The sequence below is a fragment of the Flagellimonas oceanensis genome (genome assembly GCF_003992595.1).
GTDB classification, from domain to species: domain Bacteria; phylum Bacteroidota; class Bacteroidia; order Flavobacteriales; family Flavobacteriaceae; genus Flagellimonas; species Flagellimonas oceanensis.
Genome location: NZ_RZNA01000013.1, coordinates 15,852 through 32,051, shown reverse-complemented (window position 1 = coordinate 32,051; position 16,200 = coordinate 15,852). Strand labels below are relative to the sequence as shown.

At 43.1% G+C, this 16,200-nt stretch carries 12 protein-coding genes; 2 read left to right on the top strand and 10 right to left on the bottom strand.

Features of this window, described 5'->3' with window-relative positions:
• Window positions 1–6 precede the first annotated feature (6 nt).
• The 4 genes from EO132_RS04165 to EO132_RS04150 all read right to left on the bottom strand — a co-directional run bounded on the left by EO132_RS04165 (window position 7) and on the right by EO132_RS04150 (window position 8,277).
• Window positions 7–2,754 carry a gluzincin family metallopeptidase gene (locus tag EO132_RS04165; protein WP_313781219.1) on the bottom strand — a complete coding sequence of 916 codons (2,748 nt, stop codon included), beginning with the start codon at window positions 2,752–2,754 and terminating at the stop codon, window positions 7–9.
• Between the two features lie 97 nt (window positions 2,755–2,851).
• Window positions 2,852–3,538 (bottom strand): LOG family protein, encoded by a 687-nt coding sequence (locus EO132_RS04160; RefSeq protein WP_127136725.1) that lies wholly within the window; start codon window positions 3,536–3,538, stop codon window positions 2,852–2,854.
• A gap of 23 nt (window positions 3,539–3,561) precedes the next feature.
• Entirely contained in the window at window positions 3,562–6,423 is a 2,862-nt protein-coding gene (uvrA, locus tag EO132_RS04155; protein WP_127136724.1) for an excinuclease ABC subunit UvrA, read from the bottom strand.
• Between the two features lie 105 nt (window positions 6,424–6,528).
• Window positions 6,529–8,277 (bottom strand): APC family permease, encoded by a 1,749-nt coding sequence (locus EO132_RS04150; RefSeq protein ID WP_127136723.1) that lies wholly within the window; start codon window positions 8,275–8,277, stop codon window positions 6,529–6,531.
• A gap of 83 nt (window positions 8,278–8,360) precedes the next feature.
• Here EO132_RS04150 and EO132_RS04145 point away from each other — a divergent pair, with 83 nt between their 5' ends.
• Entirely contained in the window at window positions 8,361–8,888 is a 528-nt protein-coding gene (locus EO132_RS04145; protein WP_127136722.1) for a hypothetical protein, read from the top strand.
• Here EO132_RS04145 and EO132_RS04140 read toward each other — a convergent pair whose 3' ends face one another.
• A complete protein-coding gene (locus EO132_RS04140) occupies window positions 8,889–9,665 on the bottom strand; it encodes a TIGR03915 family putative DNA repair protein (RefSeq protein WP_127136721.1) in 777 nt (258 codons plus the stop codon).
• An 87-nt stretch (window positions 9,666–9,752) separates the two neighbouring features.
• Entirely contained in the window at window positions 9,753–11,015 is a 1,263-nt protein-coding gene (locus EO132_RS04135; RefSeq protein WP_127136720.1) for a putative DNA modification/repair radical SAM protein, read from the bottom strand.
• A 183-nt stretch (window positions 11,016–11,198) separates the two neighbouring features.
• Here EO132_RS04135 and EO132_RS04130 point away from each other — a divergent pair, with 183 nt between their 5' ends.
• Window positions 11,199–11,951, top strand: a complete 753-nt coding sequence (locus EO132_RS04130; protein ID WP_127136777.1) for an XRE family transcriptional regulator — start codon at window positions 11,199–11,201, stop codon at window positions 11,949–11,951.
• Between the two features lie 4 nt (window positions 11,952–11,955).
• Here EO132_RS04130 and EO132_RS04125 read toward each other — a convergent pair whose 3' ends face one another.
• Genes EO132_RS04125 through EO132_RS04110 form a run of 4 tightly spaced genes read right to left on the bottom strand, consistent with a single transcriptional unit; the run spans window position 11,956 to window position 16,186 of the window.
• Window positions 11,956–12,951 carry an SMP-30/gluconolactonase/LRE family protein gene (locus EO132_RS04125; protein WP_127136719.1) on the bottom strand — a complete coding sequence of 332 codons (996 nt, stop codon included), beginning with the start codon at window positions 12,949–12,951 and terminating at the stop codon, window positions 11,956–11,958.
• A 34-nt stretch (window positions 12,952–12,985) separates the two neighbouring features.
• Window positions 12,986–13,912, bottom strand: coding sequence for an ATP-grasp domain-containing protein (locus EO132_RS04120; protein ID WP_127136718.1), 927 nt, complete (start codon window positions 13,910–13,912; stop codon window positions 12,986–12,988).
• 10 nt (window positions 13,913–13,922) lie between these two features.
• Entirely contained in the window at window positions 13,923–15,605 is a 1,683-nt protein-coding gene (gene ggt, locus EO132_RS04115) for a gamma-glutamyltransferase (protein WP_127136717.1), read from the bottom strand.
• Window positions 15,593–16,186 carry an acyl carrier protein phosphodiesterase gene (locus EO132_RS04110; protein WP_127136716.1) on the bottom strand — a complete coding sequence of 198 codons (594 nt, stop codon included), beginning with the start codon at window positions 16,184–16,186 and terminating at the stop codon, window positions 15,593–15,595. The genes ggt and EO132_RS04110 overlap by 13 nt, the downstream gene beginning before the upstream one ends.
• Window positions 16,187–16,200: the final 14 nt, after the last annotated feature.

Genomic DNA, 16,200 nt, shown 5'->3' with positions numbered 1-16,200 from the left:
TGATAATCAAAACCACTTTCTGGTAAACAGGCCAATCAGTGTTCTAGGGCTTATGGTCACTATAAAACGGATACGTTGGCTATAGTCATCTTCTGCAATTTCCCAGCCTCTGTTGGAGTAAACAGGAAAGTACAGTTCAAAATAATCCGTTACCAGATTCAAACGAATCCCTGAATCATACACAAAACGGGTGTCCTGTCCTTTGTTTTTGATAAATCCAAGGTCACCATACGCTTCTACCCAACGCCAAATATTGGTGCTTGCATTGGTGGTAGCGATCCAATCGTTGGCAAAAGGGTTTTCGAGCTTTGATTTAAATCCACCTTCAGCAATAATAACCTGTTGGCTGTAGAGTCCAGAATCTTCGGATCTACCCAAATAGGCTAAGTCGAACATGTAGTCCGTGGGTCTGTCCAGAGCAAAACTGAAAAAGTTGGAATCTGTTTTATTGCGCAAAAACTTTCCGGCATAAAATCTAAGATTGAATTGTCTATTGCTTTGGAAAAGCTTACGGTATTCCAATTCAAAGGCAAGTTTGGTAAATTCACTGGAATGCTGTGCATCCACGGACCAAGAGGAGTAGTTCAAAATGTTGTTGTCCAAATCCGTAAAGCGAACATTCATTACCCCATAATCGGGGTCAGTGTCCAATTCCCCAACCAGACTCTCATCAATATTTCTGAAAACACTCCTATACCGGAACATTAAACTTTGCCTGCGGTTGGACAATAGATCATTGGGGCGCCACCCAAAGACCACAGCAGGAGTAATGGTGGTAAACCTCGAATTTTCTTGAAAGTGCGAGGTGGATGCCGAAAACGAATAGTTGGTAACATATAGTCCCGTTTTCTTATGGTATTTACGATATCTGAAACCAACTTTCCCCACCATCGTATGCTCTAAGAAAGAATATGTGGGAGATATGTCGTACTGGAACTGACGCTCCAAAAAGGTTTTGTTGTACAGCCTTAATCCGGGTGTTACTCCATCATACAGGTTGAAATTCACAATTGGGACATAAAACACCTGATTGTAGTAGGGGTTTTCAGTGTCCTTGAAGAACTGAAATTTTAATTTTTTGTTGCTCGATAGCCATCCATTCAATGTTTTCCAGTTGTCGCGCTGGTTGAATTCCGGAATTTTCTGATTATAGTTGAGCACCAAACGATCTTCACTTTTTCTGGGAATGGTAAAGGTTTTGGTAGTGTCGATTCCTGTGAACCAGTATTGCGATACCACGGAATCATTTTTCAGTCCAAAAACGGAAATGGGCACATTGGTACCTCTTTTGTTTTTTAAGGTAAAGGTTATGGAGTCCTCGGTTTTTTCGATTTTCTTGATTTTGTAATCGATTTTATGATCTGTGGACACATATTCATCAAAAAACCAGTCAACGTCTTTATCGGCATATTTTTCAATGGTTTGCTTAAAATCAGAAGCGGTTACCCATTGTTTTTGTTTGTAATTTTTGAAGAAATCCAAGACCGTACTATCTATTTCCTTTTTTCCAAGATAAGCGGACAGATATGACATTCCGAGTCCAGCTTTGAACCCATTGGCTATTTTTTGGTTGAATTTTATCAAGGAGTCGTTCGAAGTGGTCAAGGCTTGATCTATGTTTTTTCTGGCCGAGAGCATGCTGAACAGTGCATACTGTTCGTTGAAATCCATTTTTGCCAAATGAAAATTCTTCAAGCCCCAAATTCGAGACAGTTTTCCGATAAGTTTTTGATTGGGATAGTATTCTTCCACAAACTTGATCATCAAGTAGTATCCGATGGCATCGTTTACCCATCGTTCTTTTCTTGGGTCGAGATACAAAGATTCCTTTAAATAACTGCGAATGGCAGTTTTCAAAAACTTCATTTCGAACTGGAATTGCTCTTCGTAGGGCCGTATAAAAGAGGGGAGTTGACTAATTCCGTACAGAGGAGACCTGTTGTAGTCATACTCACTTACCAGTAGATTGTCATGGGGATATTCCCCTAAGTTTTCATAAAGAAATGCGGAAATTTTACTGATGGATATTCCTTGGGCTATTTCTTCATATTTATTGGATTCTATATCCGTTGTGATGGTCAACTCATCCGTAACATGTTTAGTGAATCTATCATCGATGGTCAGGATGATTTCACAGTTTTTTCTTTTATTGCCAATGAGTTGTACGTGCTGTCCTTCAGGGAAATTGGAAACACTTGATTTTCTGTAATTGGATGCCAAGAACAAACGGTTGGGAAACGTGAAATTAATCCTGGTTTCCGTTACATCGGTATATTGATCATCAAGGTTCATATTGTTGTACAACTTCCAATTACCATCGAAAACAGCCGGGGTAAAGTACCAATCCATCAAATTGTATCCCCTGCTATCAGTATGTCCGTAACCGGTAAATTTTGCTTCAGGCAACCGAATGGTGTAGGTGAAAAATAGTTGAATCGACTCACCGGGCTTAAGAATTTCATTCAGGGTTACGGAAATAATATCCATGTTGCCTTCCCGTTTCCAGTCCAACCCGGCATAGTTGTCATCTACTATGGTTCTTATGGTGGTCTTGCCGCGTTCCCTGTCTTTGGCTAAATGTAAACTCCGGTTGAACTCTTCGGCAAATCGCTTGGCCAAAGCTGTGTTTTTGTTGGAGTAGGCATGGTTCCAATCGTTAAAGTACAGGGTGGAAAGCCCTTGGCTGGATTGGTTGACGTAGGTAAAATGTTGCCGAATCCGTATTTGATTGGTGGGACCATCGAGTGTGGCCACTATCTCATTTTGGTGCTGGCCCCAAAGCATGGGGCACACCATTATGATAAGCAGCGAAACGCTAAGTATAGCTCGATGGTTGATCAATATAGTAGGATTAAAAATTTGGACTCAGTGTTCTACCCTTGTAGAAGGCATCTATGATTTCTACCACCTCATCTTCGGTGTCCACTAATTTGATCAAATCCAAGTCCTTCGGACTGATGTTGCCCGCTTCGACCAAGGTATTCTTGATCCAATCCAACAAACCTTTCCAGAATTCCGTTCCCACAAGAATGATAGGGAAGGTGTGTATTTTATGGGTTTGAATCAGGGTAAGGGCCTCAAAGAATTCATCCAAAGTCCCGAATCCACCGGGCATAACCACAAACCCTTGCGAGTATTTTACGAACATGACCTTGCGAACAAAAAAGTAATCAAAATCCAAACTCTTGTCATCATCGATGTAAGGATTGTCGTGCTGCTCAAAAGGCAGGTCAATGTTCAATCCTACGGAAGTACCTCCCGCTAAGTTGGCACCTTTGTTACCGGCCTCCATAATTCCGGGTCCACCGCCGGTAATGACTCCATAGCCTGCTTCGGCTATCTTTTGGGATACCTTTACGGCTAAATCATAGTAGGGGTGTCCTTCCCGAACCCGTGCCGACCCAAAAACGGAGACACAGGGACCGATGACACTCATTTTTTCAAACCCATTGACAAACTCCCCCATAATTTTAAATATGGCCCAGGAATCGTTTGTCTTGATCTCATTCCATCCTTTGGAATGTTTTTCTCTTCGCATATGCATTGTTGTTCAGTATTTTTTTAAACGGCGCGTTTAATTTTTTGCTTTGTATTGTCCAATTCTTTCTTTAAAAACTTAGCGGTGTAGCTTTTTTTGTCCTTGGCGACCTCTTCCGGTGTACCCGTTGCAACAACCGTTCCACCGCCTCTTCCACCTTCATATCCAATGTCGATGATGTGATCCATCATTTTGATAACGTCCATATTGTGTTCAATTACCAAAATGGTGTTGCCTTTGTCCACCAAACGGTCAAGCACTTCCATAAGCACTCGTATATCTTCAAAATGTAAGCCTGTGGTCGGTTCGTCGAGGATGTAAAATGTGTTTCCAGTATCTCTTTTGGAGAGTTCCGTAGCCAATTTTACGCGTTGGGCCTCTCCACCAGAGAGGGTAGTGGATTGCTGCCCCAGTGATATATAACCCAAACCTACATCTTTTATTGTCTTAAGTTTACGATGAATTTTTGGAATATTCTCAAAGAAATCGACAGCTTCGTTGATGGTCATCTCCAACACATCTGCAATGGATTTGCCTTTGTATCGAATCTCCAAGGTTTCCCTGTTGAACCGTTTGCCATTGCACGTCTCACATTCCACGTACACATCGGGCAAAAAGTTCATTTCAATGACCTTGAGTCCCCCTCCTTGACAGGTTTCACATCTACCGCCCGCCACATTAAAGCTGAACCGTCCAGGTTTATATCCTCGTATGGTAGCTTCAGTGGTTTTGGAGAAAAGCGACCGTATTTCACTGAAAACCCCAGTATAGGTAGCAGGATTGGATCGTGGTGTACGGCCAATCGGCGATTGGTTAATGTCAATGACCTTATCGATATGCTCCAGCCCTTTGATTTTTTTATAGGGCATCGGTTTTTTGACGCCATTAAAATAGTGGGCGTTCATAATAGGGTAGAGGGTCTCGTTCACCAAAGTGGATTTGCCACTGCCCGATACACCCGTGACCCCGATGAGTTTTCCCAAAGGGAAATCCACGGTAACATTCTTTAGGTTATTGCCCGTACAACCGGAAAGCGTGATTTTTTTGCCCGTACCCTTGCGTCGTTCTTTGGGTACGGGAATTTCCATCTCACCTGTAATATACTGGGCTGTTATGGTATGATGGTCTATCAATTCCTTTGGACTTCCTTCGGAAATAATCTCGCCCCCGTGTTTTCCCGCTCTTGGGCCAATATCGATGACATGGTCCGCACATTCGATCATATCACGGTCGTGCTCCACAACGATTACGGAATTTCCAATATCGCGTAGTGCTTCCAAGGAGTGAATCAAACGTTCGTTATCGCGTTGGTGCAGTCCAATGCTTGGTTCATCCAAAATATAGAGTACGCCTACCAATTGGGAGCCGATTTGAGTGGCCAATCGGATACGCTGAGCCTCACCACCGGATAAGGATTTGGAGCTTCGGTTCAAGGAGAGGTAATCAAGTCCTACATCCAATAAAAACCCAACTCGCGCTTTGATTTCTTTTATGATTTCCTCGGCAATTTTCTTCTGGTTGCCCTCCAAGGTGTCTTCCAGATGTTTGAAAAAATCGGCGAGCTCAGCAATGTCCATTTGAGCCAATTCCGCAATGTTCTTGCCATCTATCTTAAAGTAGAGTGACTCTTTGCGCAAGCGGGAGCCTGCACAAGCTGGACATTCCACTTTGTCCATATAATCCTTCGCCCACCGTTTTATGGAAGTGGAGTTGGCTTCTTCGTATTGTGTTTTGATGAAGTTGGAAATGCCCTCGTAATCAATTTTGTATTGTCTTTTTACGCCGAGACTTTTGGAATCCACTTCAAAACTTTCTTTACCACCGTTCAAAATAACGTTAATGGCTTCATCCGGAATCTTTTCAATGGCATCCGTTAGGTCAAAATTATAGCGTTGCGCAATGGTTTCCAGTTGTTTGAAAGCCCAGGATTTTTTGTATTCCCCCAAAGGAGCAAGCCCACCTGATTTGATGGATACTTTTTTGTTTGGGATGATTTTATCCTCATTGACCTGAAATACGTGGCCCAATCCGCTACATTCGGGGCACATGCCTTTCGGCGAGTTAAAGGAAAACGTGTTGGGCTCGGGAGTGGGGTAGGAGATGCCCGATGACGGACACATTAAATCCCTACTGAAATATCTTGGCACCGATTCGCCTTCTTCCAGCACCATGAGCACATTGTCACCACTGTACATCGCTGTGTTGATGGTTTCGCTCAAGCGTTTATGGAAATCTTCGCTATCGCCCACTTTCAAGCGGTCGATTACAATCTCAATATCGTGGGTTTTGTAGCGGTCAACCTTCATTCCTTTGGTAATGTCGGTAATCTCTCCATCGACCCGTACCTTAACAAAACCTTGCTTTGCGATCTGCTCAAACAATTCACGGTAATGTCCTTTTCGTGATTTGATAACAGGAGCCAGCACGTTTATCTTCTTGTCCTTGTATGATTCAATGATTAAATCCTTGATCTGCTCATCACTGTAGCTCACCATTTTTTCGCCCGTGTTGTAACTGTAGGCGTCGCCCGCACGTGCAAACAACAATCGTAAAAAGTCATACACTTCGGTAATGGTGCCAACGGTAGAGCGAGGGGATTTTGAAGTGGTTTTCTGTTCAATGGCTATTACAGGCGAAAGGCCATCAATTTTATCTACATCGGGGCGTTCCAATCCACCCAAAAATTGTCTGGCGTAGGCTGAAAAAGTTTCAATGTATCTTCGTTGGCCTTCGGCGTAAATGGTATCAAAGGCCAAAGAGGATTTTCCACTGCCTGAAAGTCCTGTGATCACCACCAATTTTTCCCGTGGAATGGTAACATCAATATCTTTTAGGTTATGGACCCTTGCGCCCTTAACCTCAATATGTTCTTCGTAATTGATCATAAATCATAGCAAACCTCAAATGTAGCGATTTGGGATGTAAAAAGGAAGTGGCCTTCTGGTTTCGTTTTTGTTAACGAAAGCTGCCCCGACCATTATTTGCCACCATCAAATGATGAGCCGCACTCCGCCCAAATCCTGTAGGGGGTAGGGGAATTTGTCCCCAGGACTTCCAATGAACATAAAATTGATGGGAATGTTCCACTTATCAGATAATTCCTTGATTAATTTTGGTGTGAATTCCCCGTGTAATTGGATGTACTCAATTTTGATTTCCGGATATTCCCTGTCCAACACTTTCAAATCAGAAACGAAGTTATCGGTGGCTTGTTCCCCTTCAGGAAAAACAGATACGATCTTTAGTTTTCGGGTGTGTTCATTGTTTCTGATGTACAGCAACACTTTGTTGAGGGCGGCCACATCATCTTTCTTGGTAAAGTATACAAACTCTTGGTCGTTGATGCGGTCGATTACCCGATTGATGCCTCGGTAGGATTTCACTAAAAAACGGTTGATGGGATCCAGAAAATACCGTATCAAACGCAATAACAATTTTAAAAGAGCTGTTCTGTTGAGCATGACCAAAACGAGCGCAATGGTCGGGATAAAATACTCCATGAAAACAGCGAGATAATCAGGGTTGAGCAATATGTTGCCCACTAAGGCCACGATTACGGCAGCAATGGCAATCAAGAGTGATAGCCAACCTGAACGCTCCGGTCTCGGAAGATTCTTTCGCCGTACTTTCAACAGGATATTACCAATGCCAAAAAGGGCCATTACGGACAAAAACGCTATGGTGTACACACCGGCCAAGGCTTCCAAGTTACCTTCGGTAATCAATAGAATGGATACGCAAAGCATGAAAAATACTATGGCAATCCGATAGGTACTTCCGTTCTTGTTTCTTTTGAGAAGAAATGGTGGAAGGATTCTATCTAAAGTGATACGTTCCACTAGACCTGACACCCCGACAAAGGAAGTAAGCACTGCCCCGCTCAACACCAGTACGGCATCCAATGAAACCAGAAATGACAACCAGGAGCCGCTTACCTGATCCCCCATGATGGATAACAAGGCTTCACTATTGGATTCAATGTCAGAGATGGGCAATACTGCCAAGGCCAGAAAGGCGATTAAGGGATTGAAAATAGTAACCACAACCCACATATTGCGTAGGGTTTTCGGGAATACCCCTTTTTTTTGCTCCTCAACAAAGTTGGCCGAGCTTTCAAACCCACTTATTCCCAACATGGCGGCAGAAAACCCAAAGAACAAGGCCATGGGCAACGCTCCGTGTTTTACGGGAAGGGCGTTGTTTTCGGCAAATACATCCCACCCGTGTTCAAAAAGGTAAATACCTGCAAAGGACGACAATAAAACCAAAGAAGATAGGTGGAAAATAAAGATGGCAATCGCAACTTTAGAGGATTCCCCAATACCGATGATGACAAGTCCCATAAAGACAGCCAATAGACCAATCGTGGCCAAAATAACGGGAAGTTGGGGCACGATATTTTTTAAATAGGCCATGGCTTCATTGGCAGAAATGACTGCTGTGGCCATGTAGGACAATAAAGTCAAGGACGCTGCCAAAGATGCCATCCCTTTGCTGGTGGTATTCAATAAGGCATTGTAGGCTCCTCCATTCATGGGTAGGGCCCCGACGACTTCGCCGTAAATTTTTCTAAATAAAAAAAGAACGACACCGACAATCAATAATGAGATCCATGCATATTGTCCGGCATGTAAAACGGCTAAAGCGGAGACGTACAGGCAAGAAGAACTGATGTCGTTACCACTGATGGAAGTTGAAGCCAACTCCCCGAGCTTTGCTCTAAGTTTATGTGGTTCCATGAATGCTGGTTTATAAAACCAAGGACGAAGTTAGGGCATACAGCCAAAAATTCTAAATTTGAGAATAGAAAATACATGTTATTATGAAAATATTAGGCATTGGCTCCAGAATAGACCATCCGGAATATGGAAAGGGTGTGGTAACCAACGTATCGTCCAAGCATTATTGGGTGACCTTTTTGGAAAACGGATTGGAAACCATTGATTTGGATTCCCAATTTGAAGTGATTGAAGGTGTAGCCGATGAAGTGGACAGCGTGAGCTTTTTTGATGTGGAACGTTCCTTGGTCAAAATACTGGAAAAGTGGAGTGACACCCATGAAAAAGTGGCCATGGCCGATAAATGGAAAGGTGGCAAACTGATTTTGGAGCCTGATGATGGCACTGCCAACAAGGAAATGCCCATTGAGACCTTTTTTCATAAAATTGTGATGGTGCGCGACCGCATCCGTGTGATGGAGCAAAAAATAAACAGTAGCAAAAACCTAGACGACCAAGAAAAAGTGGACCTACAGCAATATATTACCCGTATTTATGGCAGTTTGACCAGTTTTAATGTGCTGTTCAAGACCAAAAATGACCATTTTGTAGGGGAGAGGAGTAAGGGTTAATTAAACCGCCTCTTTCTTCTCACTCAAATACTTCCAATAACGTTTTGGTACGTGCTGCGTATGTAATTTAGGATTGATACGCGATGCAATATTGGTGCTTTTAAAATAATCGTTCCAAAGGGTCTGATATTCATATTCCTCTGTGTCAAAGGCATCACTTTTAACCGTTTTGTTATGGTGGATGTCCTTCAAGTTGAGGGATACCATTTCCACATGGTTCAAATCGTAATAGATTCCATATTTCCGCTTAATGTCATAAATCAACCATTTTTGGTCGGCATAGCGATCCCGAAAATGCTTGGAGATCAACGGTAGCACATCAAAATCGGGTTCAATATTGGCAAAGTAAATCTCGTCCTTGGTCAATTGAAACCTTACAAAGGCCTCCATGCGATGTTTTTCGCGTCCCACTTTTTTGGCCAACTGGGCAATGTACAGCACGGTACTGTCCGAATAGTCCAAATACTTGCCGTTTTTGGTGCGCATTAATTTTTGAATGTAGGTGTAGAGCATCATTTCAACACCCTCCGCTTCACTCAAAAACGCAAAGTACACATTGGAAATGGCATTGTGACTCTTGTTGCGGATACCGTTCCAAACGCGTTTGGCTTTATCCACATGAGTGAAAACGGTTTCCGTTTCAGAAAACAGACCACTTTGGGATTGATTGTTCTTTTGTATGTCGGCCACGTTGATTTTTTCATCAAACGCAACAAAGACGGCGGTCAAGAATCCGTTAAAACTACCGTCATAAACTAATGTTGTTGAAGCATTCATAACGTTTGCTTTTTAGTTATAAAATCTCCCGAAGACTCCTTTGACTGCGCTTAGGATGACATTTCGAGATGAAATCATTGTCAATTCTTAATTGAACAACGACAATTGCGTACTGTGTTGATTCCGATACTTTCCAGTGGAATGTTGCAGAATCATACCTTTTATTTTATCCGCATCCAGGTCACGACGCTCCCAATGGCGGGAATCGCAAACCATAAAGTATTGGGCACGGTTGAGGGCCACTCCGATTTTTTTGAGATGGTCCCAGTTCAGTTTTCTAAATTTTCTGGCCTTTACGATTTTATCAACTGACCGCATTCCAATACCTGGAATTCTGGCCAAAAGGCGCTTATCGGCTGTATTCACATCCACAGGAAAATGATGGAGGTTGCGCAAGGCCCACGAGAGCTTTGGGTCCACATCCATATCCAAATTGGGGTGTTGGTTGTTCAATATTTCCCCAATGGAAAAGCCATAAAATCGCAATAGCCAATCCGTTTGGTACAATCGGTTTTCGCGTAACATGGGCACTTGTGAGCCTATGGCGGGCAAACGGGAATCGTGGGTCACGGGCACATAGCCAGAATAGTATACGCGTTTCATATTGAACGTTTTGTAGTAATAGGTCGCCGAATACATAATATCCTTATCCGATTCTCCGGAAGCACCCACTATCATTTGTGTGCTTTGGCCCGCTGGCGCATATTTCGGGGTACTTTTGATGATTTTACGTTCGGATGTATAGCGTACAATTTCATTCCTAACCTTTTCCATGGGTTTGGTAAAGTCTTCGTGCTTTTTGTCCGGCGCCAACAATTTGAGTCCCGAAATGGTGGGCACTTCGATATTGACGGAAAGTCGATCGGCATAAAGCCCCGCTTCGTACATTAATTCATCGCTTGCACCTGGAATTGACTTTAAATGGATATAGCCGTTAAAGTTTTCCTCTTCCCGTAGTTTTTTGGCTACGGAAACCAAGCGTTCCATGGTATGGTCGGGACTTTTGAATATTCCAGAACTCAAAAAGAGCCCTTCAATATAATTTCTTCGATAAAAATTGATGGTAAGGTCGACCACCTCTTGCACCTTGAAGGCAGCTCTCGGAACATCATTACTTTTTCGGGTAACACAATAGGCGCAATCAAAAATACAATGATTGGTCAATAGGATTTTCAATAAGGACACGCATCGCCCATCTGCGGTGTAGCTATGGCAAATTCCCATTTTGGAAGCATTGCCCAGTCCTTTCCCCTTGTTGGTCCGATCACTTCCGCTGCTGGCACAGGAGACATCATACTTTGCAGCATCCGCCAATATGTTCAATTTTTCACGTATCCTATCAAAATTCATAACTTGGAAATATTCCAATCAAATATATGGACATAATCCAAATAATGGAAATAATCCATAAAAGTTTTTGGAAATATTCCAAAATTTCTATATTTGAGAATGGATTGTCAGTTTGATTGCTTTCGTGAAAAATAAGTTGCGAGATGTCTCGATTGTACTCAACATGACATTATTGACTTGATGATGGAAAATGAAATAACCCTAAAACGATTTACCGATATTCGTAGAGAACTCGGTTATACTCAAACCGAGTTCGCTAAATTATTGGGCGTAAAGAACACCACGGCCGATATAGAACGGGGGAGGACCAAACTATCCGGAAAGGTGGTATCCGAGCTGCTCCGACAATTTAAGATCAATCCGTTGTGGTTGTTTGGTGAAAGTGATCAAAAACATCTGGATACTTCCAAAACCAGTGTAATTCCCAAAGTGGTCACGGTTGATAATTCCGAGAACGACAACATGGTAATGGTTAATGCCAAAGCAGCTGCAGGTTATCCACAGAACATTGCAGATACGAGCTGGTACCAACAGTTACCCGCTTTTGATATGCCCATTCCGGAGTTTCGGAACGCTACCTATCGTGGTTTTCAGGTAGAAGGAGATAGTATGTTGCCCAATTTAAGACCCAATGATTGGGTTTTGGCCCGTGCCATAGAGCATATCGACCATGTGAGTCCGAACAAAATGTACGTAGTGGTGTTGCAAGATTCTGTTATGGTAAAGAAAATTGAGCGTAAACCCAACTCCAACAATGTCACATTGGTTTCTTTAAACGAAACCTATCCGCCCTATGAAATCAAACCCTTTCAGATACAGGAAATTTGGGAGGTAAGCAGCAAGTTGACGTTTAATGTGGATGCCACTACGGAAACAGGACTGTTGAAACAACTTCAAGAATCGATGGAGGAGTTGAAAAAACAGATTTCCCAGTAGACATTTAGAAACCAGTCCCCTTAGTTTTGGTCTGAATTCGCATTAAATAGTTGTGTGCCGTCATGTAAAGGACAGTACCATCATCGCCCCATGTGCAATTGGCTGTGCGTTGCCCCGTTTCTATACGTCCTAAAAGCTTACCTTCAGGAGTAATGACCAATACACCACTAGGTCCTGTGGAGAAAATGGTTCCGTCTTGGGCCACCTTTAAACCATCCAAAGAACCCACAAATCCAGATTCGATCAACGAGGTTGCATCAAAAAAGATACGACCTTCATCCAAGGAACCATCCTGCTGAATGTTATAAGCCATGATGTATGGCGCGTTGGAATCCGATTGGTTTACGTAAAGTATTTTTTCATCTGGTGACAAGGCTACACCATTTGGACGGCTGAGATTACTGATTACCATATCCACCTGACCGTTAGGGTCTATTTTAAATACTCCAAAAGCATCAATTTCACGCGAAGCTGAATTTTGTTGTTCGGGCAAGCCATAGGGAGGGTCTGTAAAATAATAGGTGCCGTTGGAGGCTTGCACAATATCATTTGGGCTATTGAACCGTTTGCCTTGCCAAGTGTCTGCCACTGTCACTTTTCCGCCATTTGACAGGGGCATCCTCGATATTCTTCGGTCCCCGTGTTCGCAGGCTACCAATTCGCCATCATTGTTGATGATTAATCCATTACTTCCGGGCTCATTACCATAAGGCAAAACACCGGTGTAACCGGACGGTTTTAAAAATGCTGTTATTCCCTCATCATCCTGCCACTTAAAGATGGTGTTCTGCGGAGCATCCGAAAACAGCAAAAACCCACCGTCCTTTACCCAGACGGGTCCTTCGGACCATATAAATCCTTCGGCCAGTACTTCTATTTTAGCATTTTCGTCAACATAGTCAAAAAAAGCATCGTCCAATGCAACTAAATTTCCTGTGGTCGTTTGTTGTGCAAAACAGCCTAAGGTAATACTCAACAGAAGGATCGGTAAGTTTTTCATTTTTAAATATTTATATAAATATAAGTGTTGCAAACTAGACTTCATCGAGCAAACATTTCTCTTTAATGTTCCTCGCCAGCATGTTTGCGGCTTCTGGCTTAAGCCGAAACCAGAGTTCTGGTTCAAAAATTTCCAATTCGGCTAAGGCCCAGTTACCTTCATTATCCCTAAAAATATCCACTCTGGCATAAATGGGCAGCTCAGGTGCGGCATGTACCATACTTTTGGCAAAAGCTATTTGTTCTGCACTTGGCGAGTAATCATGAACAGTACCCCCAAAATCATCCTGAACCCTGAAATCACCGGGTTTGGCAATTTTCAACACGGCGTGGGAGAACTCGCCATTAAACACCATCATGGAGATTTCCCCTTCCGAAACAATGTTGTGCTGAAATTCCTGAAGCATCATGGATTCATTCGCTACCAATTCTTGAAAAATGGATTCATGGTCGACAATCCTATCTTGTCCTATTTTGTAGGTATGGCGAGCCGCTCCCGATACACAGGGTTTTAAAATATAGGCGTCCGCCATAAAACCATGCTCTGATTTAGCTTTGGCTATGGCTTCGACAAGTGTCTCAGTTGAACCTTTTTCTATAAATATTGTTCTAGGAATGTTTAATCCCGCATTGGATAAATCTTGCAGATAATGCTTGTCAATATTCCAATAAATCAATTCTTTGGAATTGATGAACTGTGTTTGTCTGGACGCTTTTTCCAACCATTCCGAGAATTCCACATAGCGGTCAAAATAATCCCAGGTGGTTCGGAATAGTGCATATTGGGTGGTCGACCAATCAAAATCGGGGTCGTCCCACGATATGCGTATGGCTTTTAACCCTTGATTTTCCAAAGCTTTCAAAACCAAGTGGTCTTCCTGAAGCACATTTTCAATATAGGGTGTCTTCTTCTGTGGAGCCACGTAGCGGTGGTCTGTCAAAACAACAACATCGTATTCCATTCAAAGAAAATTAATATCCCACGGCGGTGTCATCCCCGCGCTTGTCGGCTCCGCCTTCCAGTTTTCCATCGGGCAGTACGCGAATCGCATCCACTTTACCAATAATGGGTGTGCGGTCTTCATTGATGATGTATCCTTTGGATTTCAAGTCAGACTTAAGCTCTTCGGAAAACCCTTCGGGTTCAAAAACCACCACATCTGGTAACCACTGATGGTGGAACCTTGGTGCGTCTACCGCATCTTGCATGCTTAAGTTGAACTCGTATACATTTAAAATGGTTTGGGCAACAGCCGTGATAATGGTAGAGCCCCCCGGTGTGCCCACTACCATATACAATTGACCATCTTTCTCCACGATGGTGGGCGTCATGCTACTCAGCATACGTTTTTCCGGTGCAATGCTATTGGCTTCGGCTCCAATGAGCCCGAACATATTGGGCACTCCTGCCTTGGCGCTAAAATCGTCCATTTCGTTGTTTAAGAAGATGCCCACCTCTGCACAGTACAATTTGGAGCCATATCCTCCATTGAGCGTCGAGGTTACAGAAACCGCATTCCCTTCACTATCCACAATGGAGAAATGTGTGGTTTGGTCGCTTTCAACGATTTCCACTTCCCCATGGCTTACTTCTGATGATAGCGTGGCTTTATCAAAAGAGAAGTTGGACATTCTATCTTGAAGGTAATCATCACTTAACAAGACATCGTAAGGAATGTCCACAAAGTCAGGGTCGCCCAAGTAGTAATTTCTGTCGGCATAGGCCCTTCGGGATGCTTCTGTAAACAATTGAATGGTTTTTTCGGAGTTATGCCCAAATTTTGAAACATCATAAGGTTCCATCATTTTAAACATTTGATTGATGGTTACCCCTCCGCTACTGGGTGGGCTCATGGAAATCACTTTGATGTCCTTATAGTCAAAAACGATGGGGTCTCTCCAAACGGGTTCATACTTTTCCAAATCTTCTTCTGTGATCAGACCTCCATTTTCCTGAACAAAAGCGGCCAATTTTTGTGCCACTTCGCCTTTGTAGAAACCATCACGCCCTTCTTCCATGATTTTTTGCAATGTTTTGGCGTAGGCTGGGTGTTTTATGGTGTCCCCAGCGACAAAAGGACCTGCAAATTTGGTGCTATCGCCATTGGCCTCAATGAATCGCTCCCTATATCTTTCCAATCGGTTAGCTTGATTTTCAGTGACGACTAGGCCTTTATTGGCGAATTCGATGATAGGCTGTATGATTTCCTTTAAAGGAAGTTTCCCGAATTTTTTGTGTACTTCGAGCACTCCGGCCACGGTGCCGGGCACCCCCACTGCGGTTCCTCCAGAAGTGCTCATGCCTGGAATCACATTGCCCAAGGAGTCTAAATACATATCCTTGTGGGCTGCAAGTGGAGCTTTTTCACGATAATCAATTCCTCCAATCTCGCCATCATTCTTACGGTAGACCATAAATCCACCGCCACCTACGCTTCCCGCAAATGGATAGGCGACTACAAGGGTTAGTTCCGTTGCCACCATGGCATCAAAGGCGTTTCCACCTTTTTTCATGATGTCGACTGCCAATTGTGAAGCTTCTTCACGAGCTGATACCACCATGGCTTTTTCGGCGACCAGTCCTGTAGGTGTTGCGGGTTGTTGCTTGCAATTGATGAATAAGATAAGGGGGAGGAGGAATGTTAGTCTTCGCATAGGGAAATAAATTTTTGGTTGGAAAAAGTAATTAATTCTTCGAAAAAGGAGGTAAACTCATTTTCGAATTCTGTATAGTGTTCTTCAAGGTCCAAAATGGCAAAATTCATTCGGGACTTGTTCTTGGTTCTTCGGTTCATTCCGTTGAGCACACGGTCGATTCCCGCTAAATTGGCATAATTGAGCAACCAATTGTCTGCAATCATGTAGGGCATCATTCGTTTGGTGGCCATGGGGAGGATATCATAATTGTCCTCCAATAGATCATAGAAGTTTTCTACGTATTCATCCAAAGGCATATCCGAATAATCGCTCCAGTTTTTGGCCAAAAAATGATCGTAATAAATATCTACGATCACTCGGCTGTAGTGGCTGTAATTTTTATGGAGTCGTTTGCTGCTTTGTCTTACTGTAGGGTGTGTATCGGTAAATGTGTCGATTTCACGGTGGAGGAGGATGCCTTTCTGGATTTTGTCCGGCAAATGTTTGTATTTGTTACCACGTATATGGTCGGCAAAGAAATTACCCAAAGTTATTTCCTCATCATCAAAAGAGAGATAGATATGCGCTAAGAAGTTCATCGGGGCAAATTCCT

Excerpts from the sequence above, each read along its gene's own strand:
- EO132_RS04140 (WP_127136721.1), bottom strand. The coding sequence starts at position 9,665 with ATGAATGCTTCAACAACATTAGTTTATGACGGTAGTTTTAACGGATTC.
- EO132_RS04120 (WP_127136718.1), bottom strand. The coding sequence starts at position 13,912 with ATGGAATACGATGTTGTTGTTTTGACAGACCACCGCTACGTGGCTCCA.
- EO132_RS04130 (WP_127136777.1), top strand. The coding sequence starts at position 11,199 with ATGGAAAATGAAATAACCCTAAAACGATTTACCGATATTCGTAGAGAA.
- EO132_RS04135 (WP_127136720.1), bottom strand. The coding sequence starts at position 11,015 with ATGAATTTTGATAGGATACGTGAAAAATTGAACATATTGGCGGATGCT.
- uvrA (WP_127136724.1), bottom strand. The coding sequence starts at position 6,423 with ATGATCAATTACGAAGAACATATTGAGGTTAAGGGCGCAAGGGTCCAT.
- ggt (WP_127136717.1), bottom strand. The coding sequence starts at position 15,605 with ATGCGAAGACTAACATTCCTCCTCCCCCTTATCTTATTCATCAATTGC.
- EO132_RS04150 (WP_127136723.1), bottom strand. The coding sequence starts at position 8,277 with ATGGAACCACATAAACTTAGAGCAAAGCTCGGGGAGTTGGCTTCAACT.
- EO132_RS04145 (WP_127136722.1), top strand. The coding sequence starts at position 8,361 with ATGAAAATATTAGGCATTGGCTCCAGAATAGACCATCCGGAATATGGA.
- EO132_RS04125 (WP_127136719.1), bottom strand. The coding sequence starts at position 12,951 with ATGAAAAACTTACCGATCCTTCTGTTGAGTATTACCTTAGGCTGTTTT.
- EO132_RS04110 (WP_127136716.1), bottom strand. The coding sequence starts at position 16,186 with ATGAACTTCTTAGCGCATATCTATCTCTCTTTTGATGATGAGGAAATA.
- EO132_RS04160 (WP_127136725.1), bottom strand. The coding sequence starts at position 3,538 with ATGCGAAGAGAAAAACATTCCAAAGGATGGAATGAGATCAAGACAAAC.